21 protein-coding genes and 1 pseudogene are annotated in these 24,873 nt (G+C 70.5%); 12 read left to right on the top strand and 10 right to left on the bottom strand.

Annotated elements, in window-relative coordinates; genetic code table 11:
• Positions 1 to 18 precede the first annotated feature (18 nt).
• Positions 19 to 723, top strand: coding sequence for a maleylpyruvate isomerase family mycothiol-dependent enzyme (locus tag A5643_RS15035; protein ID WP_066857229.1), 705 nt, complete (start codon positions 19 to 21; stop codon positions 721 to 723).
• Between the two features lie 7 nt (positions 724 to 730).
• Here the strand turns inward: A5643_RS15035 and A5643_RS15030 are convergent, their stop codons facing one another.
• Together A5643_RS15030 and A5643_RS15025 are read right to left on the bottom strand one after the other, a co-directional pair.
• Positions 731 to 1,705: an Rv1157c family protein gene (locus A5643_RS15030; RefSeq protein WP_066857226.1), complete on the bottom strand. Its 975-nt coding sequence runs from the start codon at positions 1,703 to 1,705 to the stop codon at positions 731 to 733.
• A gap of 50 nt (positions 1,706 to 1,755) precedes the next feature.
• Positions 1,756 to 2,352 carry a hypothetical protein gene (locus A5643_RS15025; protein ID WP_066857224.1) on the bottom strand — a complete coding sequence of 199 codons (597 nt, stop codon included), beginning with the start codon at positions 2,350 to 2,352 and terminating at the stop codon, positions 1,756 to 1,758.
• A 111-nt stretch (positions 2,353 to 2,463) separates the two neighbouring features.
• Here A5643_RS15025 and A5643_RS15020 point away from each other — a divergent pair, with 111 nt between their 5' ends.
• Complete coding sequence (locus A5643_RS15020) at positions 2,464 to 3,705, top strand: mannosyltransferase (protein WP_082948980.1); 1,242 nt, start codon at positions 2,464 to 2,466, stop codon at positions 3,703 to 3,705.
• Here the strand turns inward: A5643_RS15020 and A5643_RS15015 are convergent.
• Positions 3,692 to 3,976 carry a 4a-hydroxytetrahydrobiopterin dehydratase gene (locus A5643_RS15015; RefSeq protein WP_066857221.1) on the bottom strand — a complete coding sequence of 95 codons (285 nt, stop codon included), beginning with the start codon at positions 3,974 to 3,976 and terminating at the stop codon, positions 3,692 to 3,694. The two genes, A5643_RS15020 and A5643_RS15015, sit on opposite strands and share 14 nt — an antisense overlap.
• A 34-nt stretch (positions 3,977 to 4,010) precedes the next feature.
• On the opposite strand from A5643_RS15015, the gene A5643_RS15010 reads away from it, so the two are divergent.
• A complete protein-coding gene (locus A5643_RS15010; RefSeq protein ID WP_066857219.1) occupies positions 4,011 to 4,412 on the top strand; it encodes a (deoxy)nucleoside triphosphate pyrophosphohydrolase in 402 nt (133 codons plus the stop codon).
• Here the strand turns inward: A5643_RS15010 and modA are convergent.
• Genes modA through A5643_RS14995 form a run of 3 tightly spaced genes read right to left on the bottom strand, consistent with a single transcriptional unit; the run spans position 4,399 to position 7,604 of the window.
• Positions 4,399 to 5,166, bottom strand: a complete 768-nt coding sequence (gene modA, locus A5643_RS15005) for a molybdate ABC transporter substrate-binding protein (protein WP_066857217.1) — start codon at positions 5,164 to 5,166, stop codon at positions 4,399 to 4,401. The genes A5643_RS15010 and modA overlap by 14 nt on opposite strands.
• Entirely contained in the window at positions 5,163 to 6,191 is a 1,029-nt protein-coding gene (gene gnd / locus A5643_RS15000; protein WP_066857215.1) for a phosphogluconate dehydrogenase (NAD(+)-dependent, decarboxylating), read from the bottom strand. Before gnd ends, modA begins: the two co-directional genes overlap by 4 nt.
• A gap of 24 nt (positions 6,192 to 6,215) precedes the next feature.
• Complete coding sequence (locus tag A5643_RS14995; protein WP_066857213.1) at positions 6,216 to 7,604, bottom strand: glucose-6-phosphate dehydrogenase; 1,389 nt, start codon at positions 7,602 to 7,604, stop codon at positions 6,216 to 6,218.
• A 235-nt stretch (positions 7,605 to 7,839) separates the two neighbouring features.
• Between A5643_RS14995 and typA the strand changes: the two genes are divergently transcribed.
• The 5 genes and pseudogenes from typA to A5643_RS14970 form a co-directional block, all read left to right on the top strand.
• A complete protein-coding gene (typA, locus tag A5643_RS14990) occupies positions 7,840 to 9,726 on the top strand; it encodes a translational GTPase TypA (protein WP_066857210.1) in 1,887 nt (628 codons plus the stop codon).
• A 59-nt stretch (positions 9,727 to 9,785) separates the two neighbouring features.
• A complete protein-coding gene (locus tag A5643_RS14985; RefSeq protein ID WP_502686243.1) occupies positions 9,786 to 11,672 on the top strand; it encodes an ABC transporter family substrate-binding protein in 1,887 nt (628 codons plus the stop codon).
• 131 nt (positions 11,673 to 11,803) lie between these two features.
• On the top strand, positions 11,804 to 12,760 hold the full coding sequence (locus A5643_RS14980; RefSeq protein ID WP_066857204.1) for a hypothetical protein: 957 nt from the start codon (positions 11,804 to 11,806) through the stop codon (positions 12,758 to 12,760).
• An 81-nt stretch (positions 12,761 to 12,841) separates the two neighbouring features.
• Entirely contained in the window at positions 12,842 to 13,750 is a 909-nt protein-coding gene (gene mshB / locus A5643_RS14975) for an N-acetyl-1-D-myo-inositol-2-amino-2-deoxy-alpha-D-glucopyranoside deacetylase (RefSeq protein WP_066857994.1), read from the top strand.
• A 165-nt stretch (positions 13,751 to 13,915) separates the two neighbouring features.
• Positions 13,916 to 14,314, top strand: a pseudogene (locus A5643_RS14970) (hypothetical protein); the annotation flags it as partial.
• Positions 14,315 to 14,377: 63 nt separating this feature from the next.
• Here the strand turns inward: A5643_RS14970 and A5643_RS14965 are convergent.
• Positions 14,378 to 15,109, bottom strand: coding sequence for a hypothetical protein (locus A5643_RS14965; RefSeq protein WP_066857201.1), 732 nt, complete (start codon positions 15,107 to 15,109; stop codon positions 14,378 to 14,380).
• Between the two features lie 218 nt (positions 15,110 to 15,327).
• On the opposite strand from A5643_RS14965, the gene A5643_RS14960 reads away from it, so the two are divergent.
• Positions 15,328 to 17,913 carry a bifunctional FO biosynthesis protein CofGH gene (locus A5643_RS14960; RefSeq protein ID WP_066857197.1) on the top strand — a complete coding sequence of 862 codons (2,586 nt, stop codon included), beginning with the start codon at positions 15,328 to 15,330 and terminating at the stop codon, positions 17,911 to 17,913.
• Here A5643_RS14960 and A5643_RS14955 read toward each other — a convergent pair whose 3' ends face one another.
• Entirely contained in the window at positions 17,914 to 19,938 is a 2,025-nt protein-coding gene (locus A5643_RS14955) for an NADPH-dependent 2,4-dienoyl-CoA reductase (protein WP_066857187.1), read from the bottom strand.
• Entirely contained in the window at positions 19,935 to 20,492 is a 558-nt protein-coding gene (locus A5643_RS14950; protein WP_066857184.1) for a PadR family transcriptional regulator, read from the bottom strand. The genes A5643_RS14955 and A5643_RS14950 overlap by 4 nt, the downstream gene beginning before the upstream one ends.
• A gap of 167 nt (positions 20,493 to 20,659) precedes the next feature.
• On the opposite strand from A5643_RS14950, the gene fdxA reads away from it, so the two are divergent.
• Genes fdxA through A5643_RS18490 form a run of 3 tightly spaced genes read left to right on the top strand, consistent with a single transcriptional unit; the run spans position 20,660 to position 23,883 of the window.
• Positions 20,660 to 20,986 carry a ferredoxin gene (fdxA, locus tag A5643_RS14945; protein ID WP_066857991.1) on the top strand — a complete coding sequence of 109 codons (327 nt, stop codon included), beginning with the start codon at positions 20,660 to 20,662 and terminating at the stop codon, positions 20,984 to 20,986.
• Between the two features lie 23 nt (positions 20,987 to 21,009).
• Complete coding sequence (gene dapC / locus A5643_RS14940) at positions 21,010 to 22,125, top strand: succinyldiaminopimelate transaminase (protein WP_197497760.1); 1,116 nt, start codon at positions 21,010 to 21,012, stop codon at positions 22,123 to 22,125.
• A gap of 42 nt (positions 22,126 to 22,167) precedes the next feature.
• Positions 22,168 to 23,883 carry a serine/threonine-protein kinase PknH/PknJ gene (locus tag A5643_RS18490; RefSeq protein ID WP_197497744.1) on the top strand — a complete coding sequence of 572 codons (1,716 nt, stop codon included), beginning with the start codon at positions 22,168 to 22,170 and terminating at the stop codon, positions 23,881 to 23,883.
• A 12-nt stretch (positions 23,884 to 23,895) separates the two neighbouring features.
• On the opposite strand, the gene A5643_RS14930 is transcribed toward A5643_RS18490, so the two are convergent.
• On the bottom strand, positions 23,896 to 24,801 hold the full coding sequence (locus A5643_RS14930; protein ID WP_231995599.1) for a GmrSD restriction endonuclease domain-containing protein: 906 nt from the start codon (positions 24,799 to 24,801) through the stop codon (positions 23,896 to 23,898).
• Positions 24,802 to 24,873 lie beyond the last annotated feature (72 nt).

The following is a 24,873-nucleotide window of genomic DNA, read 5'->3' as shown; positions in this document are numbered from 1 at the left end:
CCGCGGGAACCGCGCGCGATGAGCGACACCTTCAGCGCCGCCGACGCCTACCGGCTGGTGCACCAGCGCGTCGATGACCTGTTGCGCGGGCGCACCGAGGTCGCCGAACGCGTGGTGCCGGCCTGCCCGGCGTGGACCGTGCGTCAGACGGTCAGCCACCTCACCGGCGTCTGCCAGGACATCTTGGCGCAGAACCTGCAGGGCGCGGGCAGCCCGGCCTGGACCCAGGCCCAGGTGGACCGGCTCGCCGAACACGACCTGGATCAGGTGCTCGACTTGTGGGCCGAGGCCGTCGGGCCGATCGTCGACGTGCTCGAGCAGGCCCCGCCGCTGATCGGCGGTCAGCTGGTGTTCGACACCCTCACCCATGAACACGACGTGCGCGGCGCGCTCGGTGAACCCGGCGCGCGCACCGACGATCCCGCGTTCGCGGTGGCCGCCGGGTTCCTGACCGCCAGCTTCGACCGCGCCATCCGGGATGGCGGCCTGCCCGCGATGCTGGTGGTCGCCCCGACACCGGGCTCGGTCCTACTCGGCGACCCGTCGGCGCCCGGCAGCCCGGTCGTCGTCGAACTCAGCGACTTCGAGATGCTGCGCGCCCTGGGCGGGCGCCGCAGCGTCGCTCAACTGCGGGCGCTGCCCTGGCAGGACAACCCCGGTCGCCTCCTGACGGTGTTCAGCGGCAGCGCCGTCCACCCGCCGGAGGCCGACCTTCTCGAGTGACCCTGGGTCAGGGCACCACCGTTGCGCCGATGGTCGGCATGAACTGGCACTGCTTGTCCTTGGTGGTGACCTGGCCGAAGATCGTCGACATCACGCTGCCCGAGCCGGTGTCGACGATCGCGGTCAGCGTGGTCGGGCCCTCCGGGTTGATGTCGTCGCGCGGGGTCAGCGCGACGGTGCCCGACTTGCCGGTGGTCAGGTTCACCCAGGTGACGTTCAGCGGCAGCTTCTGCTTCTCCGCCGGCCCCGGGGTGCCCACCGCGGTGAACACGTAGGCGGTCTGGCCCGGCCCCGGCCCGGGGGTGGGGATCTTCGCCGGCCCGGCCACCGACAGGGCGCTGGCGATGACGTTGCCGCCGTCGGCCAGGCAGTCGGTGCCGATGGAGGGGTACATGAACTCCTGGGTCGGCGGGGCGTCCGGACCGAAGTCCGGGTTGGCCGCCGCCGCGGGCTCGGCAGCCGGTGCCGCACCGGGCGCGGCGGCCGGCGCCTCGGCCGGCGGGGCCTCCGCCGGCGCCGCCTCGGCCGGGCCGGGCGGGGTGGGCTTGGCGGCCATCGCGTGCGGCTTCTCGATCGGCACCGGGCCGACCGCGTTGGCCGGGTTGACCCCGGTGGGCAGGTGCGGCTGCGCCCCGGGCTGCACCCCCGCCGCCGCCGGGACGTGCGCGACCGGTTCGGCCTGCACGAACTCGGCCACCGAATCCGCCACCTGCTTGGAGTCGGCGGGCGCGTCGTTGTTGCCCTTGAACGCCGCGGCGGCGGCCATCAGCAACTGCACCGCACCCTCCGGGTCGGCGGCGGCCTGCTGGATCACCGGGCTCAACTGCTCGATGGCCGGCAAGCCGGGCATCTGCGCCGACGAGGCCGGATCGGCCGGTGGAGCGGCCGGGTCGGCCGCCGCGGTGCTGGCCAGTGTCAGCGCCGTCGTCGAGGCGATGGCCACGGCGGCGATGCCGGTCGTCAGGTGCGAAGTCCGTGCCACGATCTACTCCCGTGTTCGGTGGTGGGCGGTGGGGGTGGAGTCCGGTCGGGTCAGGGCAGGGCCGAAACCGGGAACAGGCTGGCCATGTCGGGAACCAGGCCGGTGCTCGGCGAGGTCGCGGCCGGGCTGGTCACCGGCGCGACGCCGGGCACGGTGCCCGGGGTGGTCGCGGCCGGCAGGCCGCCGGGCAGCAGCGAGGTGAAGTCGCCGGGCAGCGACACCTGCTGGGGCAGCGGCACCGGCAGGCCCGGCACGTTGGGGATGTTGAACTGCGCGTTGGGCACCAGCTGGTTGGCGCCGGTCACCGGGCTGGTCGCCGGGGCGACGGGGTTGGTCGCGGTGAGCCCGGGCAGCGGGTTGGTGGCGGCCGGCTGCGGGACGGCCGGCGCGGGCTGCGGCAGGTTGACGCTGGCGGTCGCGGTGGGCGGCTGCGGCGCCGGGGCGGTGGCCGGCAGCCCGGTGAGGTTCTGCAGCACCTGCGGCGCGGCGGCCGGGACGGCGGCGAGCTGTTCCACGGCGGTGGTGCCGGGGACGGCCGGGTTGGGCGCGGGAGCGGTATCGGCCTTGGCGATGCCGCCCATCAGCAGTGCTGCGGAGGATCCGGCCACGACGGCGGTGGCGGTGAGCAAGCTCCGGGTGAAGGACATGTGAAGTTCCCCAATTCGTTCGACGGCGTGTTCAATCGCCGAACGTATTCCGTTGCTGGAGTTACTCAAGTGACACGTGTGGCATTTATTCAACCGTTACGGACGTGAGCGATGGCAGTGACCAAACCGATACTGACTAGAGTCGTGCGAATCGACGCCTCATCCGTGGCGCCCCGTCGCCAGCTCCTCAGATCCGTTGCCCCGCTGTTGCTGGCGCTGAGCATCGCCGCCCGGCTGGCCTGGACTTATCTGGTCCCGCACGGGGCCAACTTCGTCGACCTGCACGTCTACCTCGGCGGCGCGGCCACCCTCGACCAGCCCGGCACGCTCTACGACTACGTCTACGCCGATCAGACACCGGACTTCCCGCTGCCGTTCACCTACCCGCCGTTCGCCGCGCTCGTCTTCTACCCGCTGCACCTGCTGCCGTTCGGCGTGGTGGGCTTCGGCTGGCAACTCGGCATCATCGCCGCGCTCTACGGCGTGGTGCGGCTCAGCCAGCGCTTGCTGGGACTCGCCGCCGGCCACCGCGAGGCCATGCTGTGGACGGCGGTCGGCATCTGGATCGGGCCGTTGCGCACCACCTTCGACTACGGGCAGATCAATGTGGTGCTGGCGTTGGCCGTGCTGATCGCGGTTTACAGCGGTCGCTGGTGGCTCTCGGGCCTGTTGGTGGGGCTGGCCACGGGCATCAAGCTGACCCCGGCGGTGGCCGGGCTGTATTTCCTCGGGGCGCGGCGCTGGGCGACGGTGCTTTTCTCCGCGGTGGTCTTCGCGGCGACGGTGGCGCTGTCCTACCTGGTGGCCGGCGATTCGACCCGCCGCTACTTCACCGAACTGCTCGGCGACGCGGGCCGGGTGGGGCCGATCGCCACCTCGTTCAACCAATCCTGGCGTGGCGGCCTGTCCCGCATTCTCGGCCACGACGCCGGCTACGGACCGCTGGTGTTGGCCGCGATCGGTGCGACCGCGCTGCTGGCGGTGCTGGCCTGGCGGGCGCTGGGCGAGGACCGACTCGGCCGGCTGCTGGTAGTCGAGTTGTTCGGACTGCTGGCCTCACCGATCTCCTGGACCCACCACTGGGTGTGGCTGCTTCCGTTGATGATCTGGCTGATCCACGGCCCGATGGCTCAGCGCGCGGGCGCGCGGGTGCTCGGGTGGGGTTGGCTCGCACTCACCCTGGTCGGGGTGCCGTGGCTGCTGAGCTTTGCCCAGCCGAGCATCTGGCAGATCGGCCGGCCCTGGTATCTGGCGTGGCCGGCGCTGGTCTACATCGTGGCGACCCTGATCACCCTGGCCTGGATCGCCGTCGCCGGCTGCCGCGTCGCGGCGCGGCCGGTCACTCGTCGATGATGCCGCTGATGTCGCGCGCCATCGCGACATCCTTGTCGGTGATCCCGCCCTCCGAATGCGTCACCAAAGCGAACGACACGGTGCGCCAACGGATGTCGATGTCGGGATGGTGGTCCTGGCTCTCCGCGTGCTCGCCGACGCGGCGCACCGCATCGATGCCGGCCAGAAACGACGGAAACTTCTTCGAGCGTCGCAGCGCGCCGTCGGCGTGCTCCCAGCCGGGAAGCTCGGGCAACGCCGCGGCGACCTGCTCATCGGTCAACACAGCCATCCCTCGACGATAGGCCGGTATAACGTCCTTCGCTATGACCGAACAGATCGTGGTGGCCGCCGCGGTCATCCGCGACGCCACCCTGCTGGTGGCCCAACGGGTGCGACCTCCCGAATTGGCCGGCCGCTGGGAACTGCCCGGCGGCAAGGTCGGCGCCGGGGAGACCGAACCGGTAGCGCTGGCCCGGGAACTCGCCGAGGAACTCGGCGTCGACGTCGACGACGTCACCGTGGGGGAGCGGCTCGGTGTCGACGTGGCGCTGTCGGCCACCACGACGCTGCGCGCCTACCGGGTGCACCTGTCCGGCGGCGAGCCGCGCGCCTGCGATCACGGCGCGCTGCGGTGGGTGCGCGCCGCGGAGTTGCCCGAGATCGACTGGGTGCCCGCTGACCGGGCGTGGCTGACCGACTTGGCGCGAGCGCTCAGCGCGGGCTGAGCCCGGACGGCGAGGTGTCGGCGAAGCCGGCCCGGTGCAGAATCGCCTGACCGGCGCCGTCGGTGACCAGGTCCACGAAGCTCTGGGCGAGCTCGTCGCGAGTCGGGCTGCGCAGCACCGCGATCGGATAATCGGTGATCGCCTCGGTCGCCTCCGGAAACGTCACCGTGTCGACTTTGTCGCCCGCGGCGATCGCGTCGGTGACGTTGACCAGCCCGGCGTCGGCCTGACCGGTGGCCACCTTGTTGAGCACGTCCTCGACATCGGGTTCCTCGCTGACCGGGTTGAGGTGCACGCCGGTGATCTTCTCGACTTCTTCGGTGGCCACCCCGCACGGCATCGGCGCCGGGCTGACCACCACGGCCAGTCCGGGGCGGGCCAGGTCGGCGAACGTTTCGATGTGCTGCGGGTTGCCCGGCGCGGTCACGATCGCCAGCGTGTTGGAGGCGAAGGTGACCGGCTTGTCGGCCACCAGCCCGGCGTCGACCACCCGGGCCATCTGGGCGGTGTCAGCCGAGGCGAAGACGTCGGCGCCGGCGCCCTGGATCAACTGGGTCGCCAGATCGGCTGCACTGGCGAAGTCGAACTGCACGCGGGCGCCGGGATGGTCGTGCTCGAACCGCTCGGCGATGGCGGTGAACGTCGGCCGCAGCGAGGCGGCCGCATAGACCACCACCGCCGACGCCGACGACTGCGGGGCGCACCCGCACAGCGTGACCAGCAGCGCCGCCGCGACCGCGGCGGGTCGCCTCACAGGCCGGCGGCCGGCTTCTCGTCGTGCCCGCCGAACTGCTTGCGCATCGCCGAGAGCGCCTTGTCGGCGAACTCGTCGAGGTTGCGCGAGGAGAACCGCGACCCCAGCGCCGCGGTGATCACCGGCGCGGGCACACCCTCCTCGATCGCGGCGATCGCCGTCCAGCGGCCCTCCCCGGAGTCGGAGACCCGCCCGGCGAACTTCGCCAGATCCGGGGACTCCACCAGCGCGGCGGCGGTGAGATCGACCAGCCAGGAACCGATTACGCTGCCGCGGCGCCACACCTCGGCGATCTCGGCCAGATCCAGGTCGTAGCGGTAGTACTCGGGGTGCGCCAGCGGCGCGGTCTCGGCGTCGGAGCTGGCCTGGTCCTCGGCGCCGATGTTGGCGCGGTGCAAGATGTTGAGGCCCTCGGAGATGGCGGCCATCATCCCGTACTCGATGCCGTTGTGCACCATCTTCACGAAATGCCCTGCGCCACTGGGCCCGCAGTGCAGATAGCCGTGCTCGGCCGGGGTGGCCTTGCCGTCGCGGCCCGGCGTGCGTTCGGCGGCCTCCACACCCGGCGCCAGCGACGCGAACACCGGTTCCACGGTGGCCACCGCGTCGGCGTCTCCGCCGATCATCAGGCTGTAGCCGCGCTCCAGCCCCCACACGCCGCCGCTGGTGCCGCAGTCGAGCAGCCGGATCCCGCGTTCGGCGAGCTGTTCGGCGTGCCGCAGGTCGTCGCGGTAGTAGGTGTTGCCGCCGTCGATGACGATGTCACCCTCATCGAGGGTCTCGCCCAGCTCGTCGATCACCGAATCGGTGATCGAACCGGCCGGCACCATCACCCAGACCGCCCGCGGTGCGGTCAGCTTCTCCTTGAGCTCGTCGAGTGAGCCGACCCCGACGGCGCCCTCACCGACCAGCGCCTCGACGGCGTCGCGGTTGCGGTCGAAGACGACGCATTCGTGGCCGTCGCGCATCGCGCGGCGCACCAGGTTGGCGCCCATCCGGCCCAGGCCGATCATCCCCAGCTGCATCGCGTGTCCTCTCTCAGTTGTCGGTCAGGAGCCGGGCAGCCACGGCTGCTGCCAGCCCGGGTACCCGCGCACCAGCCGGGTCGCTTCCTCCGGCCCCCAGGAGCCGCGCTCGTAGCGGTGCACCGGAGGCGGGTCGTCGAGCAGGGGTTGCACGATGCGCCAGGTCTCTTCGACCGCGTCCTGGCGGGCGAACAGCCGCCGGTCCCCCTGCAGTGCGTCGTGCAGCAGCCGCTCGTAGGGCAGCAGCGACTCGCCCAGCTGTTCGGCGAAGAGCGTGTCCAGATGCACCGGGTGCAGCGCGTCCTTGCCCAGCGCCGAGATCTGCAGCCGCAGACCGGGATCGGGGTCGACACGCAACACGATCTGGTTGGGGGCGGCCTGCGCCGGTTTGGGCAGGAACGGCAGCGGGGGAGTGCGACGCAAGAACAGCCGGACTTCGGTGACCTTGTGCGGCAACCCCTTACCGGCTCGCATGAAGATCGGCACCCCGTACCAGCGCCAGTTGTTGATCTCCAACCGCAACGCGGTGTACGTCTCGGTCTGCGAACTGGCCGCCACCCCCGGCACGTCGGTGTAGCCGTCGTACTGGCCGCGCACGTAGTGGGCGACGTCGACCGGGGGCATGGCCCGGAAAACCTCGACCTTCTTGTCGCGCAACTCGGCGCCGCTGGCCGAGGTCGGCGGTTCCATCGCCACCAGCGCCAGCACCTGCAGCAGGTGGTTCTGCACGACGTCGCGCAGCGCCCCGACCGCGTCGTAGAAGCTGCCGCGGTCCTCCACCCCGAAGTCCTCAGCCATCGTGATCTGGATACTCGCCACGCTGCGGCGGTCCCAGATCTCGGAGAGGGCGGTGTTGGCGAACCGCAGGTACTCCAGTTCGATGACCGGCTCTTTGCCCAGGAAGTGGTCCACCCGCAGGATCTGCTCCTCGGCGAGCACCCGGTGCAGCCGGTCGTTGAGTTCGCGCGCGGACGCCAGGTCGTCGCCGAAGGGCTTCTCCACCGCCACCCGGGCGTTGTCGGCCAGCCCAGCCTGGCCGAGCTGCTCGACGATCGGGCCGAACAGCGACGGCGGCATCTCCAGGTAGTACAGCGGCTGTTCGGCGTCGCCGACCTGCTCCGCCAGCTGCCGGTACAACCCGGCGTCGGTGACATCGCCGTGCAGGTAGGACAAGCGGCCGGCCAGCCGGTCGAATACCGTGTCGTCGACGCTGCCCTCGGTGGCGGTGATCGCGTCGCGCGCCCGGGAGGTGAGTTCCTCCACGGTGATGTCGTCGGCGGCCACGCCCAGGATCGGGCAGGTCAGCAGGTTGCGCCGTTCCAGCCGGTACAGCGCGCGAAAGGTCATCTTGCGGGCCAGGTCCCCGGTGATGCCGAAGATCACCAACAGGTCCGCCGTGCGCGCTTCGGTCACCGGCGATTCCCTTCCCGCCGCATCGGCGGCGCTGGTCGGTCAGGTTCGGATTCTTTCCCCAATCTGCCAGCCTGCGCCGGTTCCCGCCAGGGCAGCCGGGCCCGGCACCCGCGGACTCCCAGGAGAAACACAGGGCGGCGGTGGCCGCGAAACCGGCCCGATCAGCGGTGAGAAGTACGTCACCGGGGCCGGTCTCGGTTTCGCGATCACCCCTTCACGCTGGCAGAATCGGCCGGTGCAGTTCCGCAACGTCGCCATCGTCGCCCACGTCGACCATGGCAAAACCACCCTCGTCGACGCCATGCTGCGCCAGTCCGGCGCGCTGGCCGAACGCGGCGAAGCCACCGAGCGGGTGATGGACTCCGGTGACCTGGAGCGGGAAAAGGGCATCACGATCCTGGCGAAGAACACCGCCGTGCACCGCCACCACGCCGACGGCAGCGTCACCGTCATCAACGTCATCGACACCCCCGGCCACGCCGATTTCGGCGGCGAGGTCGAACGCGGCCTGTCCATGGTCGACGGAGTGCTGTTGCTCGTCGACGCCTCCGAAGGCCCGCTGCCCCAAACCCGGTTCGTGCTGCGCAAGGCGCTGGCGGCGCACCTGCCGGTGATCCTGGTGGTCAACAAGACCGACCGGCCCGACGCGCGGATCGAGGAGGTCGTCGAGGCCAGCCATGATCTGCTGCTCGATGTCGCCGCCGACCTCGATGAGGCCGCCCAGCAGGCCGCTGAGCACGCGTTGGGCCTGCCCACCGTGTACGCCTCCGGGCGCGCCGGGATCGCGGCCACCGTCGCCCCGCCGAACGGTCAGGTGCCCGAGGGCGACAACCTCGACCCGCTGTTCGCGCTGCTGCTCGAGCACGTCCCGCCGCCCGCCGGCGACCCGGCGGCGCCGCTGCAGGCGCTGGTCACCAACCTCGACGCCTCCAGCTTCCTGGGCCGGCTGGCCTTGATCCGCATCGCCAACGGCCGCATCCGCAAGGGCCAGCAGGTGGCCTGGATCCGGGAGGTCGACGGCGCCGAGACCGTCACCAGCGCCAAGATCACCGAACTGCTGGTCACCGAGGGAGTGGAACGCACCCCCACCGAGGAGGCGGTGGCCGGAGACATCGTGGCCGTCGCCGGCATCCCCGAGATCATGATCGGTGACACGCTGGCCGACCCGGCGGCGCCGGTGGCGCTGCCGCGCATCACCGTCGACGAGCCGGCCATCTCGGTAACCATCGGCACCAACACCTCCCCGCTGGCCGGCAAGGTTTCCGGGCACAAGCTCACGGCGCGGATGGTCAAGAACCGCCTGGACGCCGAACTGGTCGGCAACGTCTCGATCCGGGTGGTCGACATCGGCCGCCCGGACGCCTGGGAGGTGCAGGGCCGCGGCGAGCTGGCGTTGGCGGTGCTGGTCGAACAGATGCGTCGGGAGGGCTTCGAGCTGACCGTCGGCAAACCGCAGGTGGTGACCAAGACCGTCGACGGGCGCCTGCACGAGCCGTTCGAGCAGCTCACCGTGGACTGCCCGGAGGAGTACGTCGGCGCGATCACGCAGCTGGCGGCCGCCCGCAAGGGCCGGATGACCGAGATGACCAACCACACCAGCGGCTGGGTGCGGATGGAGTTCACCATTCCCAGCCGCGGGCTGATCGGCTGGCGCACCGACTTCATGACCGAGACCCGCGGCACCGGCATCGCCAACGCGGTGTTCGACGGCTACCACCCGTGGGCCGGGGACTTCCGGGCCCGGCACAGCGGCTCGCTGGTCAGTGACCGTTCGGGCACCATCACCCCGTTCGCGCTGCTGCAACTGGCCGACCGCGGCACCTTCTTCGTCGAACCGGGCCAGGACACCTACGAGGGCATGGTGGCCGGCATCAACCCGCGGGCCGAAGACCTGGACATCAACGTCACCCGGGAGAAGAAGCTGACCAACATGCGCTCGTCGACCGCCGACGTCATCGAGACGCTGGCCAAGCCCATCGAACTGGACCTGGAGCAGGCGATGGAGTTCTGCGCGGCCGACGAGTGCGTCGAGGTCACCCCCGAGGTGGTGCGGGTGCGCAAGGTGGAGCTTTCGGCCACCGCGCGGGCACGCAATCGGTCTCGGGCCAAGGCGCGCGGTTGAGGAAATTCGCGGCGAACCCGCGCGCGGTGCGCAGGTCGCGGCCGCGAAATCCTATGGTGGTGGACGTGCCGAGACCCGCCCGCAGTGCCCGCAGCCGCTTGGGCGTGCTGGTGTCGGCGCTGTCGATGCTGGTCGCGGGCTGCATGGTCAATCCGCCGCCGGCGCCGCAGAGCACCGAAACCCCGCAGAACGCGCCGCCGCCGTCGGCGCGGGTCACCCAGATCATCATGGCCATCGATTGGATCGGGCCGGGCTTCAACCCGCATCTGCTCTCCGACCTGTCCCCGGTCAGCGCGGCGGTCAGCTCGCTGGTGCTGCCCAGCGCGTTTCGGCCGATCGCGGACTCGAGCACCCCGACCGGGTCGCGTTGGGAGATGGATCCGACGCTGCTGGTTTCGGCGGAGGTGACCAACGACAGTCCGTTCACGGTGACCTACCGGATCCGGCCGGAGGCGTCCTGGACCGACAACGCGCCGATCGCCGCCGATGACTTCTGGTACCTGTGGCGCCAGATGGTCAGCCAGCCCGGGGTGGTCGACCCGGCCGGCTACGACCTGATCACCGGGGTGCAGTCGCTGGAGGGCGGCAAGACCGCCGTGGTCACCTTCACCAAGCCCTACCCGGCCTGGCGGGAGCTGTTCAACAACATCCTGCCCGCGCACATCGTCAAGGACGTGCCCGGTGGGTTCGCCGCCGGGCTGGCACGGGCCATGCCGGTCACCGGCGGGCAGTTCCGGGTGGAGAACATCGACCCGCAGCGCGACGTCATCCTGCTGGCCCGCAACGACCGCTACTGGGGTCCGCCGGCGGTGCCGGATCTGATCCTGTTCCGCCGGGCGGGCGCGCCGGCCGCGCTGGCCGACTCGATCCGCAACAGCGACACCCAGGTCGCCCAGGTGCACGGCGGGTCGGCGGCCTTCGCCCAGCTCTCGGCGATCCCGGAGGTGCGCACCGACCGGATCGTGACACCGCGGGTGCTGGAGTTGGCGCTGCGGGCGAGCACCCCGACCCTGCGCGACACCCAGGTGCGTCGCGCGGTGCTCGGGCTGCTCGACGTCAACCTGCTGGCCGCGGTGGGCGCGGGCAGCGACAACACCATCACCTTGGACCGCGCGCAGGTCCGCACCCCGAGTGACCCCAGCTACGTGCCGACCGCGCCGCCGGCGCTGAGTCGCGCCGAGGCGCTGGACCTGCTCGCCGGCGCCGGGTACCTCATCGAGACCGATCCGGTCGCCACGCCCGCGCCCAGCCCCGCCCCGCCGCCGACGACGTCGCCGGTGATCACCCGCGGCCGGGTCAGCAAGGACGGCGAGCAGATGGCGTTGGCGATCGGGGCCGCCGCCAACGACCCGACCGCGGTGGCGGTGGCCAACACGGTGGCCGATCAGCTGCGCGACGTCGGCATCGCCGCGACCGTGCAGGCGCTGGACCCGGTGGCGCTCTACGGCGACGCGCTGGTCAACAACCGGGTCGATGCCGTGGTCGGCTGGCGCCGCGCCGGCGGTGACCTGGCCACCCGGCTGGCGTCCCGGTTCGGCTGCAGCGCCCTGCAGGCCACCCCGGTGCCGACCACCGCGGCCGATGGCACCGCCGAGACGAGCACGACCCGGTCGCCGTCCACCACCGCGCAGACCCCGACGACCACGCCGAGCGCGCCGCCGGCCACCGATTCGGGCACGCTGATCCAGGCGCCGTCGAACGTCACCGGGATCTGCGACGGCAGCCTGCAGGCCAACATCGACGCCGCCCTGGACGGCAGCAAGCCCATCGCCGAGGTGATCAAGGCGGTGGAGCCGCAGCTGTGGAGCATGGCCACCGTGCTGCCGATCCTGCAGGACACCACCATCGTGGCGGCCGGGCCCAGCGTGGAGAACGTGGAGCTGTCCGGGGCGGTGCCGGTGGGCATCGTCGGCAACGCCGGCAAGTGGCTCAAGACCGCGCCGTAACGGGCGGACTGATTCTGAATTAGCGTCAGATTTCTCGCGCGTTCCTGATTGTGTCTCAGCGTTTTCTAAGCTAACCTCTGTCGGTGTACGGGGCCGCGTCGGCCCGCCGGGGGCATGGAGGGAACCCAGTCATGGAGATCGCTGTTCGACCCGCTGTAACCGCTGGCGTCGCGCTGGCTGCGGCCGGGATGATCGCCGTCACGCCGGTGGCGTCGGTGGTGCCGGACGTGCAGGTTCCGAACATTCAGTTGGTGGGGTTTGCTGACACGCTTGATGATTGGCTGAGTGGGTTTAACGCTGATCTCTTTGCGGGCCAAATCGCTTTCAACAGCAACTTGGTCGACCGCTATGCGGGCGGTTTTGGGGCAGAAATCCAGCTTGAAAAGCTTCTTTTCGGTTCAAACAACGCCCTGAATGGGGTCATCAACCGTCTTTACAACGTTTTCAACATGGGACTGGGTGCAGGCCAAAACTCGCTGAATGGCGTGCTCGGAACGAGCGTTGACCCCAGCGAAGTTACCGCTAGCTTGCTCGCGGGTTTCGATCCGAACGGTGGCAACGTCTTCAATACGGGTCAGATCGGCGGGTTGGAGGGCATGTTCGGGCAGGCGCTGCAGGCCTTCGCCAACGCAACCGGCTTCCCTAACGACAGCCTCATGGGTGCGCTGCAAGACGGGCTGATCGATTTCAATGGTGGTCTTGTTAGCGTCCTGAAAGATTTCAACGGTGCACTTGTCGACAGCCAACTTGGCCTGGAGAGGATGGTCTCGCCGCTGTTTGAAGCTGTCGCACAGATCTACAACCCTGATCAGGTGATTTATAAGGGCGCAGACAGCATTCTCAACGGCGTCGTCAACCGCGGCTTCAACACGTTCAATATGCTGCTCGACTCGGCTCAACAAGGCTTCCTCGGCTTACTCGGAGCAGATTTTGAATCCGCGGACATCACCAGCAGCCTGTTGGTCACGCTTGGTGTCACGGGTCCCTTCAACACGGGTGTCATCGGCGGCCTCGAAGGATTCTTGGGTAACGGTTACATGATGTTGGCCGACTTGGCCGGCCTAATCCAGGCGCTCCTTGGCTTCTGACAAAGCCTGAAGCGCAATCGGTCCTACCCGCGTCGACGGCCTCGGGTTTCGGCCCGCGGAGTGGTGGGTGATCATTGAGTGATGGTCAAGCCCCCGCAACCGCGGCTGCTGTTCGTCCACGCCCACCCCGACGACGAGACGCTGACCACCGGGGCGACGATCGCGCACTACGTCGCCCGCGGCGCGCAGGTACAGGTGGTGACCTGCACCCTCGGTGAGGAGGGCGAGGTCATCGGGGAGCGCTACGCCCGGCTCGCCGTCGATCAGGCCGACCAGCTCGGCGGCTACCGCATCGCGGAACTGACCGCGGCGCTGGCGGCCCTCGGCGCCGGCCCGCCGACGTTTCTGGGCGGGCCGGGCCGGTGGCGGGATTCCGGCATGGCCGACACTCCGCCGCGGCGCTGGGGCCGATTCATCGACGCCGACGAACGCGACACCGTCGGCGCGCTGGTGGCGATCATTCGCGACCTGCGTCCGCACGTCGTGGTCACCTACGACCCCGGCGGCGGCTACGGACACCCCGACCACGTGCACACCCACACCGTCACCACCGCCGCGGTCACCGCGGCCGGCGCAGCCACCGACTATCCGGGCCAACCGTGGCGGGTGCCCAAGCTGTACTGGACGGTGACCTCGGCCAGCGCCGCCACCGCCGGTCTGGAGGCGCTAAAAAGCGAAGACCTGGCCCCGGGCTGGCAGCGCGTGCCCGGCAACGACATCGGCTTCGGGGTCGCCGATGAGCAGATCACCGCGGCGATCGACGACGCCGCAGCGCTGCCCGCCAAGATCGCCGCGATGCGCAACCACGCCACCCAGGTCAGCGTCGGCCCGACCGGGCGGGCGTTCGCCCTCTCCAACGACCTGGCGATGCCGATCCTGGCCGCCGAACACTACGTGCTGGCCGCCGGTACGGCCGGCGAACGCGACGCGCGCCGATGGGAGACCGATCTCCTGGCCGGAGTTGATCTCGCCGACCCGGCGGCGCGTTAGGATATGCCCAGCAGTGAGCCGCCGAAGGCACCAGTGCAAGGCACCAACGGAAGGCATGGGTATGGACCCGGACATGGACGACAACCTGGAGCGCTGGCAGTTGCGTGGCGACCAGTTCCAGTGGGTGGTGGGGTCGCTGGTCGGTTTGCTTGACAGCATCCCGACTTGACACCACCTGCCCCGCAGCCAGAACCGAATACCAACACGGCGGGCCCCGTCGCCCGCTTCGTCGTCCTAACCCTGCTGGCCGTCGACGGCGTTCTCTCCGCCGTGGCGGCCGCGTTTTTACTGCCGTCCTACCTCGGACCGGTCCCATTCCCGATCAGCGCGCTCATCAGCGGCCTGGTCAACGCCGCCCTGGTCTGGGCCGCGCGCTACTGGACCGACTCCCCGCGCATCGTCGCCTTGCCGCTGTGGACCTGGCTGCTGGCGGTGGCCGCGATGACATTCGGCGGCCCCGCCGACGACACCATCTTCGGCGGCCGCGGCCTGATGGGCTACGGCGTGCTGCTGCTCATCGTCTTCGGTGCCGGCCCGCCCGGTTGGGTGCTCTGGCACCGCAAACAGGTACTCGAGACCCGCGAGCAAGCCGCACAGGACGAGGAATCGGCCGAAGCAGCCGAAAACTCAGGGGATCAGGTTCAGCAGCAGGTCACCCAGGGTCCCACCGACGTTGCCGAGCAGCTCTCCACCAAGGGCAGGTAGCGCGTCCAACCCCAGATCCAGCTGGCCCAGCAGCTGCAGCAGCCCGGCCGCGGCGAGGTCCAGACCGGCGGCGCCGAGCCCGAACGGGGGTAGCGGTGGTAGAAGCCAGTCGATCTCAGCGGTGATGAAGGTGTGGATCGCCTGCACGGTAGCGGTGGCGATCTTGCTGAGGCCCTCACCGAAGCCGACCAACCCGGCCAGAAAATCGGTGGTGTTGAACAGCAAACTTTCGACGATCGACTCGCCGAGGTCGTAGAAAATATTGATCTGTGGTGCCAACAAACCGACGAGTGGTACCCAGCCGGCATCCCACGCCACCAGATTGACCCCGTACCGGACCCACGGTTCGACACCGGAGTAGATCGACTGGATCGCCGCGGCCACCGGCGCTAAGAAGTTGCCCGTTGCCGAGGCAAGGATGCCGATCGTGTCGCCGAGGTCCGGAGCGGTCGGAAGAGTCTCGAGGACCGGCGTCAGCGACGGCAACAGCCACCCGGAAACGCCGTCGACCAGATCCAGCGGCGTGCTGGCCGTCAACTCGATCGACGGGAGCGACGGGACCGACCAGACCGACTCCGGAGCCGTACTCGGCGCCAAGACGACCGCCGCAGCGCTGATCAGCGCCGTTCCCGACAGCAGCAGGGGCCTGTCCACAGCGTGCAATTCCGTCTCCTCCGCGACCGGTTCGGTGCCCTTGAACCTAGCGGTGCACGCATAGCCGCGGCGATGCTTCGCCGCAAAAGGTGCCGGACTACCGCGCTGACCGGGGTCATCGTGCGCGGGGCTAGGGTGAACGGGTATGTCGGCGCACGGATTGTCGAGGATTGTGAGGTGCGCGCAGTGACACTCGATCGGACGCGGACACTGCCGCCGTGGCTGTGACCCCCGACCGCGGCGCGCGCGTGCCCGACGCGGCCCCCGCTCCCAGCCCGTCTGCGCTGCGGCGGGTGCTGCGCCGGGCCCGCGACGGGGTGACCCTCAACGTCGACGAGGCGGCGATCGCCATGACCGCCCGCGGCGACGACCTGGTCGACCTGTGCGCCAGCGCGGCCCGGGTGCGCGACGCCGGCCTGGAATCCGCCGGCCGCCGCGGCGCGGCGGGCCGGCTGCCCATCAGTTACTCGCGCAAGGTGTTCATCCCGGTCACCCACCTGTGTCGCGACACCTGCCACTACTGCACGTTCGTCACCGTGCCGGGCAAGCTGCGCGCCCAGGGCAAGGGCATGTACATGGAGCCCGACGAAATCCTCGACGTCGCCCGCCGCGGCGCTGAAGTCGGCTGCAAGGAGGCGCTTTTCACCCTGGGGGACCGGCCTGAGGCGCGCTGGCCGGAGGCCCGGCAGTGGCTCGAGGAACGCGGCTACGACTCGACGCTGTCCTATGTGCGGGCGATGGCGATCCGGGTGCTCGAGGAGACCGGCCTGCTGCCGCACCTGAACCCCGGCGTGATGAGCTGGTCGGAGCTGTCGCTGCTCAAGCCGGTCGCCCCCTCGATGGGCATGATGCTCGAGACCACCTCGCGCCGGCTGTTCGAGACCAAAGGTCTGGCCCACTACGGCAGCCCGGACAAGGACCCGGCGGTGCGGCTGCGCACCCTGACCGACGCGGGCCGGCTGTCGATCCCGTTCACCACCGGCCTGCTCGTCGGCATCGGCGAGACCCTGGCCGAACGCGCCGACACTCTGCACGCGATCCGCAAGATCGGCAAGGAGTTCGGCCACATCCAGGAAGTCATCGTGCAGAACTTCCGCGCCAAGGCGCACACCGCGATGGCGGCCGCCCCCGACACCGTCATCGACGACTTCCTGGCGACGGTCGCGGTATCCCGACTGGTCCTGGGCCCCAAGATGCGGGTGCAGGCACCGCCGAACCTGGTGTCGCGCACCGAATGCCTGGGCTTGATCGACGCCGGCGTCGACGACTGGGGCGGGGTCTCCCCGCTCACCCCCGACCACGTCAACCCGGAGCGGCCCTGGCCGGCGCTCGACGAACTGGCCGCGGTGACCGCCGAGGCCGGCTACGACCTGGTGGAGCGGCTGACCGCGCAACCGGCCTACGTGCAAGCCGGTGCCGCCTGGATCGACCCGCGGGTCGGCGCCCATGTGGCGGCGCTGGCAGAGCCGGCGACCGGCTGGGCGCGCGACATCAACCCGGTCGGGATGCCGTGGCAGGAGCCCGACGAGGCCATCACCACCGGCCGGGCCGACCTGAACACCGCGATCGACACCGACGGCCGAACCAGCGCCACCCGCAGTGACCTGGACTCCGCGTTCGGTGACTGGGACTCCATCCGCGACCGGGTGGAGGAGCTGGCCGCACGCGCCCCCGAACGCATCGACACCGACGTACTGGCCGCGCTGCGGGCCGCCGAGAAGGACCCGGCCGGCTGCAGCGACGACGAGTACCTCGCGCTGGCCACCGCCGACGGTCCGGCGCTGGACGCCGTTGCCGCGCTGGCGGATTCGCTGCGGCAAGAAGCCGTCGGCGACGACGTCACCTACGTGATCAACCGCAACATCAACTTCACCAACATCTGCTATGTCGGGTGCCGGTTCTGCGCCTTCGCCCAACGCAAGGGCGACGCCGACGCGTTCTCCCTGTCGACCGACGAAGTCGCCGACCGGGCGTGGCAGGCCCACGTGGCCGGCGCCACCGAGGTCTGCATGCAGGGCGGCATCGACCCCGAACTTCCGGTCACCGGCTACGCCGACCTGGTGCGCGCGGTGAAGAACCGGGTGCCCTCGATGCACGTGCACGCCTTCTCCCCGATGGAGATCACCAACGGGGTCACCAAGAGCGGCTTGAGCATTCGGGACTGGCTGACCAGCCTGCGCGAGGCCGGGCTGGGCAGCATCCCCGGCACCGCCGCCGAAATCCTCGACGACGAGGTGCGCTGGGTGCTGACCAAGGGCAAACTGCCCGCGTCCATGTGGGTCGAGGTCATCACCACCGCCCACGAGGTGGGGCTGCGGTCGAGTTCGACGATGATGTACGGCCACGTCGACCACCCCCGGCATTGGGTGGGCCACCTCAACGTGCTGCGCGACATCCAGGACCGCAACGGCGGTTTCACCGAGTTCGTGCCGCTTCCGTTCGTCCACCAGAGCTCACCGCTGTACCTGGCCGGGGCGGCCCGGCCCGGACCCAGCCATCGCGACAACCGGGCGGTGCACGCGCTGGCGCGGATCATGCTGCACGGGCGCATTCCCAACATCCAGACCAGCTGGGTCAAGCTCGGCGTAGGTCACACCCAGGTGATGCTGCGCGGCGGCGCCAACGACCTGGGCGGCACCCTGATGGAGGAGACCATCTCCCGGATGGCCGGCTCGGAGCACGGCTCGGCGAAGACGGTGGCCGAACTAGCCTCGATCGCCGACGGCATCGGACGGCCGGCGCGTCAGCGCACCACCACCTACCAGCCGGTCACGCTCGCCGGGGAACTGGCCGCGGGCAGCTGATCACAGCCGCGCCGCCAGCTCGGTGCCTTGTTTGATGGCGCGTTTGGCGTCCAACTCGGCGGCGCGCGCGGCGCCTCCGATGACGTGCGGGCTCATCCCGGCCGCGCGCAGCCCGTCCTCGAGGTCGCGCACCGGCTCCTGCCCGGCGCAGACCACCACGTTGTCCACCGCCAGCAGGCGCGGACGGCGCCGGTCGGGCCCGAAGCTGATGTGCAGGCCGTCGTCGTCGATCCACTCGTAGTTGACCTCGGAAAGCTGCTGGACCTTCTTGGCTTTCAGGGACGCGCGGTGCACCCAGCCGCTCGTCTTGCCCAACCCGGTGCCCTGGCGGCCCTTGGTGCGCTGCAGCAGGAAGACCTCGCGCGCCGGAGCCGCCGGCATCGGCGCGACCAGCCCGCCGCGCACGGTGGGGGAGTCCGACACGCCCCACTCGGTGCGCCACTCCTTGAGGTTCAGCGTCGGCGACTCGTCGGTGACCAGCAGCTCGCTGACGTCGAATCCGATTCCGCCGGCACCGATTACGGCTACGGATTCGCCGACGGCCTCGACTCCGGTGATGGCGTCGGGATAGGACAGCACCATCGGGTGTTCGATGCCGGTGATCTCCGGGATGCGGGGCACCACGCCGGTGGCCAGCACCACCTCGTCGTACCCGGCGAGACCGTCGACCTCGGCGCGGGTACCGAGGCGCACCTCGACGCCGTACTTCGCCAGCATGGTGGTGTAGTAGCGGATGGTCTCGGCGAACTCCTCCTTGCCCGGAATCCGCCGGGCCAGATCGAATTGGCCGCCGATGAACTCGTTGCCGTCGAACAGGGTGACCGCATGGCCGCGTTCGGCGGCGCTGACCGCGGTGGCCAGCCCGGCGGGCCCGGCGCCCACCACCGCCACCGACCGGGCTCGCCGGGTCGGGGCGAGCACCAGTTTGGTCTCGTGACCGGCGCGCGGGTTGACCAGGCAGGACACCTTCTTGTGTACGAAGGCGTGATCCAAGCACGCCTGGTTGCAGGAGATGCAGGTGTTGATCTCGTCGGCGCGGCCGGCCTGTGCCTTGCGCACCCAATCCGGATCGGCCAGCATGGGCCGGGCCATCGAGATGAGTTGCACCGCAGTGTCGCTGAGGATCTGCTCGGCGGCCTGGGGCATGTTGATCCGGTTGGAGGCGACCACCGGGATGTCGACCTGCCCGGCGACAGCAGCGCTGAGATCGACGAACGCGCTGTTGGGCACCGAGGTGACGATGGTGGGCACCCGGGCCTCATGCCAGCCGAACCCGGAGTTGATCATGCTCGCCCCGGCTGCCTCGATCTCACCGGCCAGGGCCAGGATCTCCGCCCAGGTCTGGCCGTCCTCGACGTAGTCGGCCAGCGACATCCGGTAGCAGATGATGAAGTCCTCGCCGAGCGCGGCGCGGGTGCGGCGCACGATCTCCACCGGGAAGCGTCGCCGGTTCTGTGGGCTGCCGCCCCACTCGTCGGTTCGCTTGTTGGTGCGCGGCGCCAGGAACTGGTTGATCAGATAGCCTTCGCTGCCCATGATCTCGACACCGTCGTAGCCGGCCTCGCGGGCCAGCCGGGCGCAGCGCACGAAATCGTCGATCGTGGACCGCACCGTCTTCGCCGGCATGCGGCGCGGCCGAAACGGGGTGATCGGCGACTTGATCGCCGACGCGCTCATCGACAACGGGTGGTAGGCGTAGCGCCCGGCGTGCAAGACCTGCAGCAGGATCTTGCCGCCTTCGTCGTGCACCGCGGCGGTGATGCGGCGGTGCCTGCGCGCCTCACCGGAGTTGACCAGCTGGGAGGCGAACGGCAGCAGCCAGCCGGTGCGGTTGGGTGCGTACCCGCCGGTGATGATCAAGCCCACCCCGCCGCGCGCCCGTGTCGCGAAATAGGTGGCGAGCCGGTCGGTGTCGCCGGCGCGGTCCTCCAGCCCGGTGTGCATCGAGCCCATCACCACCCGGTTGCGCAGCGTGGTGAACCCCAGGTCCAGCGGGGACAGCAGATGGGGGAAGGAATCGGTCATGGCTTCTCCTGCAGGGCGTCGGTTACCTCGTCGAGCCAGGCGAGCGCGCTTTCCTCGGCCCGGATGCCGCCGCGCAACACCAGGTATTGGTGCAGCGCGCTGCCGTCGAGCGCCGCCGGGTCGGGGAACTGGCGGGCGGCGAATCCGCGGTAGGTCTCGAGCAGTTCGGCGCGTTCGGCGCGCAGCGCGGCGATCTGCTCGCACAGCGCCGCCCGGTCGCCGTAGGCGGCGCCGCGGACCTTGACCGCGACGTCGCGGGTGCGGTTGTCGGCGACCGCGCTGCCCCGGCCGACCAGGGGCGCGGCGATCCAGCGGGCCAGCTCCGCGCGGCCCGGCCCCGCCACCGAGTACACCTTCTTGTCCGGGCGGCCCTGCTGGGCGACGGTGGTGGCCTGCACCCAGCCGTCGTTCTCCATGGTCCGCAGCGTCCGGTAGATCTGCTGGTGGCTCGCGGTCCAGAAGTAGCCGATCGAGCGGTCGAAGCGGCGGGCCAACTCGTACCCGGAGCCGGCCTGTTCGCACAGCGACACCAGGATCGCGTGAGGCAACGCCACCGGGGCAGCGTATGCCGCCACCAACCGACTATGCAACTGGTTGCACAGCAACCGGGTGCATAGCGTCGGTTTTTGCCGGTTTCGTTATGGGGTCGGACCTGCAGCCCGACCACCGCCATCCGCTAGGGTGATCTGCTGCACTGAGTTGCCGGATGGAGGAGAACCTCGTGACCTACACGATCGCCGAGCCGTGTGTCGACGTCAAAGACAAGTCGTGTGTCGAGGAATGCCCGGTCGACTGCATCTACGAGGGCGCTCGGATGCTCTACATCCACCCCGACGAGTGCGTCGACTGCGGCGCGTGCGAACCCGTCTGCCCGGTCGAGGCCATCTACTACGAGGACGACGTCCCCGACGAGTGGGAGCACTACACCCAGCTCAACGCCGACTTCTTCGACGAGCTCGGCTCGCCGGGCGGCGCCGCCAAGGTCGGGGTGACCGACAACGACCCGCAGCAGATCAAGGATCTGCCGCCGCAGGGCGAAGACGACTGAACTTGCCCACCCGACGTCGACCGGTGTCGGCGCTGTTGCCGGTGTTTCCCTGGGACACGCTGGCCGAAACCGCCGCGCAGGCCCGGGCGCACCCGGGCGGCATCGTCGACCTGTCGGTGGGGACCCCGGTCGACGAGGTCGCCCCGCTGATCCGGGCGGCCCTGGCCGACGCCAGCGGCGCACCGGGCTACCCGACCACCGCCGGCACCGCCCAGCTGCGCACCGCCATGACCACCGCGCTGTATCGGCGCTACGGCATCGCCGGGCTGACCGAGAGCGCGGTGCTGCCGGTCGTCGGCAGCAAGGAACTCATCGCCTGGCTGCCCACCCTGCTCAGCCTGAGCGCCGACGACGTCGTCGTGGTCCCCGAGCTGGCCTACCCGACCTACGAGGTGGGCGCCCGGCTCGCCGGCACCCAGGTGGTGCGCGCCGACACCCCGAGCACGCCGGCTGCGCTGGTCTACCTCAACTCACCGAGCAACCCCACCGGGCGGGTGTGGAGCGCCGCGGAACTGCGCGCGGTGGTCGACTGGGCCCGCGAGCACGACACGCTGGTGGTCTCCGACGAGTGCTACCTGGGGCTGGGCTGGGACGCCGCCCCGGTGTCGGTGCTGCACCCGTCGGTGTGCGACGGCGACCACACCGGGCTGCTGGCGGTGCACTCGCTGTCGAAGACGTCCTCGCTGGCCGGCTACCGGGCCGGGTTCGTCGCCGGTGACCCGGCCCTGGTCGCCGAGTTGCTGGCGGTACGCCGGCACGCCGGGATGATGGTGCCCACCCCGGTGCAGGCCGCCATGGTCGCCGCCCTCGACGACGACACCCACGAGCGCGACCAGCGGGAGCGCTACGCCCGGCGCCGGGACGCGCTGCTGCCCGCGCTGCGCCGAGCCGGTTTCACCGTCGACCACTCCGAAGCCGGGCTGTACCTGTGGGCCACCCGCGGCCAGTCCTGCCGTGACACCGTCGGCTGGCTGGCCGAGCGCGGCATCCTCGCCGCACCGGGGGAGTTCTACGGCCCGGCCGGCGCCCGCCACGTGCGGATCGCGTTGACCGCCACCGACGAGCGGATCGCGGCCGCCGTGGCCCGGCTGTACGGCGAGGAGAAATCTGTGCATGGGGCACCTCCTGCGGGCGCGTAGTGTTCGCTGATGAGTTGACACAAGTGGCAGGGGAGTAACGGCGTGGCTGGGGTCGGTTCGGTGATCGCGGGCTACCGTGTGGAACGAGTGCTGGGCACCGGCGGGATGGGGTCGGTCTACCTGGTCGCCAACCCCGAACTGCCGCGCCGCGACGCACTGAAAGTGCTCTCCGCCGGGCTGTCCCGCGACCCGAAGTTCCGGTCCCGGTTCATCCGCGAAGCCGATGTCGCCTCGCAGCTGGACCACCCCAACATCGTGTCGATCTACCGGCGCGGCGCGACCGCCGACGGATTGCTGTGGATCGCCATGCAGTTCGTCGACGGCGTCAACGCCGACGAGGCGGCCCGCGCCGCCGGGCGGATGGAACCGCAGCGCGCGGTCCACATCGTCGGCGAGGTCGGCAAGGCCCTCGACTACGCCCACCGCCGCGGGGTCATCCACCGCGACGTCAAACCCGCCAACGTGTTGCTGTCCGGTCCGGTCGGGCCCGAGGAACGGGTGCTGCTGGGCGATTTCGGGATCGCGCGCGCCCTCGACGATGTCGGGCTGACCGGCACCGGCGGGGTGCTGGCCACGGTGTCGTATGCGGCGCCGGAGGTGATCGCCGGTAACCGGGTCGACGGCCGCGCCGACCTGTATTCGTTGGGCTGCACGCTGTTTCGTCTGCTCACCGGCCGCTCACCGTTCGAGGGCCCGCAGACCACGGTGATGATGGCCCACCTGAACTCCGCACCGCCGCGGGTCAGTGCCGTCGCGCCCTGGCTGCCCCCGGCGCTGGACGCGGTGCTGGCCAAAGCCCTGGCCAAAGACCCCGCCCAGCGGTTCGCCAGCGGCGCGGAGCTGGCCGGCGCCGCCGCGGCCGCGCTGCAGCAGTCGGCCGCCATCGGGCCACCCACGGCGGTGCAACCCTGGCAGCACCAGATGCAGCCGTTCACCGGAGCGATGAGCGCCCCGCCGCGGCGCAACCGCGCCGGGCTGATCGTGGCGGCGCTCGCCGCGGTGGTGCTGCTCGTCGTCGCCGGGACCGCGGCGGTCGTGCTGGGGAAGGACTCCGACTCCCCGGACTCGGCGAAGCCGACCTCGCCGAGCGCCACCACGCCGGCCTCGCCGTCCACCACACCCACATCGACGAGCGCCTCGGAATCGCCCACCCCGGCCGGCACCCAGATGCCGGTGGCGGCCACGGCGCTGACCGGCCTGTTGCTCGACCCGGGCGCGTTGAGCGACTTGCTGAGCAGCCCGCCGCTGAGCGTGGTCAACGAGGAGAACCGGATGTGGTCGGACACCATCGTCGACAAGGACTGCGACAGCGTCGTCATCGTCAACGCGCAGGCCGACTACGCCGGCAGCGGCTACACCGCCATCCACTGGCAGGCCTTGAAGGACAACCCCGACGATTGGAGTTGGGACGTCGGCCAGACCGTGGTGTCCTTCCCGCGCGCCGACGACGCCGCCGACTACGTCGCCCGCGCCACCGACATCTGGAAGAAGTGCGCCAACCGAACCATCAACGCACGCCCCAGCCAGGACACCGCCGGACCGGACTCGCTGTGGAAGATCGGTCCGGTCTCCGACGGCGGCGGCATCTTGTCCACCACCCGCATCCCCGACGCCGGCGGCACCATGATGTGCCAGGAGGCGCTGTCGGCGCGCAACAACATCGCCATCCGGGTGTGGCTGTGCCACGGTGACGCCGACATGTTGCTGGTGCGCAAACTCGTCGAGGCGATCGGCGCCAAGGTGGACGCGCAGTCCTGACCCGCCGCGCGGCTACTCGCAGGCGACGCCGTCGCCGTCGCGGTCCAACTCGGGCCGGTAGCCGGGCTGGCCCAGCAGCAGCGGAGCCGCGCCGGCGGCGCGGGCGGCCGCGCAGTTGGGGAAGAACACCGCGACCCCGGGCTCCGGGGGCGGCGCCACCAGCGGCGCCGGCGCCGGCGCCGGCTCGGGTACCTCGGCGGGCGGTGCGCCCGGCGGGCAGCCGCCGGTCAGGATCCCGGCGATCGCGTCGTGCTCGGCGGCGGTCACCCACAGCCCGTAGGCCGCTTTGACCTGCACGATGCGCGACACGTAGGTGCAGCGGTAGCCCTTGTTCGGCGGCAGCCAGGTGGCGGCGTCACCGTCGCCCTTCTTTTCGTTGATCGGGCCGGAGGTGGCCTGCAGGTTGGCCGGGTCGTTGGCGAAGTTGCGCCGGGTCGTCTCGTCCCACTGCTGGGCGCCCTTCTGCCAGGCGTCCGACAGCGCGACGACGTGGTCGATCTGCACCTCCCGGGAGGTGGTGCGGCCGCGCTGGAAGGCGATGTCGGTGCCGGTGTAGGGGTCCGCGAGCACGCCGGTGAGCACGACGCAGCCGCCGGTGCCGGGCTTGAGGTCCACCGCGGTCAGGTCGCGGCGCAGGATGTCGTTGCGGGTGTCGCAGCCGTTGTGCCCGCCGGGCACCGTGACGTCGTCGCTCCAGGCTTGGCCGAACAGTGCCCGGTCGTAGCCGGTTTTGGGGGCGCGGCCCTTGACCGGCAGGGAATCGAGCAGGGCCAGCACCGGGCCGACGGCGTCGGCCTCGGTGGTGATCACCGGGTCGGCGGGTGCGCCGACGGCGGGGGAGTCGCTCAGCGATCCCAGGGTCAGGATGCCGCCGCACAGCGTTGCCACGGCAGCCAGCGTCACGATCCCGCGCTTCACCACGACACCTTCGCTCACCTCGGTTGACTCGGTGCCGTCACCATAGGGGAGGCATCCGACACGGGCGCGCGG

The organism is Mycobacterium sp. 1274756.6 (assembly GCF_001668625.1).
In the GTDB taxonomy this organism is placed as follows: domain Bacteria; phylum Actinomycetota; class Actinomycetes; order Mycobacteriales; family Mycobacteriaceae; genus Mycobacterium.
The sequence above is the reverse complement of the archived record's forward strand: the minus strand, read 5'-3'. Positions and strand labels throughout refer to the sequence as shown.

Excerpts from the sequence above, each read along its gene's own strand:
- A5643_RS15020 (WP_082948980.1), top strand. The coding sequence starts at position 2,464 with ATGGCAGTGACCAAACCGATACTGACTAGAGTCGTGCGAATCGACGCC.
- A5643_RS14980 (WP_066857204.1), top strand. The coding sequence starts at position 11,804 with ATGGAGATCGCTGTTCGACCCGCTGTAACCGCTGGCGTCGCGCTGGCT.
- A5643_RS15025 (WP_066857224.1), bottom strand. The coding sequence starts at position 2,352 with ATGTCCTTCACCCGGAGCTTGCTCACCGCCACCGCCGTCGTGGCCGGA.
- mshB (WP_066857994.1), top strand. The coding sequence starts at position 12,842 with ATGGTCAAGCCCCCGCAACCGCGGCTGCTGTTCGTCCACGCCCACCCC.
- A5643_RS15010 (WP_066857219.1), top strand. The coding sequence starts at position 4,011 with ATGACCGAACAGATCGTGGTGGCCGCCGCGGTCATCCGCGACGCCACC.
- A5643_RS15015 (WP_066857221.1), bottom strand. The coding sequence starts at position 3,976 with ATGGCTGTGTTGACCGATGAGCAGGTCGCCGCGGCGTTGCCCGAGCTT.
- gnd (WP_066857215.1), bottom strand. The coding sequence starts at position 6,191 with ATGCAGCTGGGGATGATCGGCCTGGGCCGGATGGGCGCCAACCTGGTG.
- A5643_RS14955 (WP_066857187.1), bottom strand. The coding sequence starts at position 19,938 with ATGACCGATTCCTTCCCCCATCTGCTGTCCCCGCTGGACCTGGGGTTC.
- A5643_RS15035 (WP_066857229.1), top strand. The coding sequence starts at position 19 with ATGAGCGACACCTTCAGCGCCGCCGACGCCTACCGGCTGGTGCACCAG.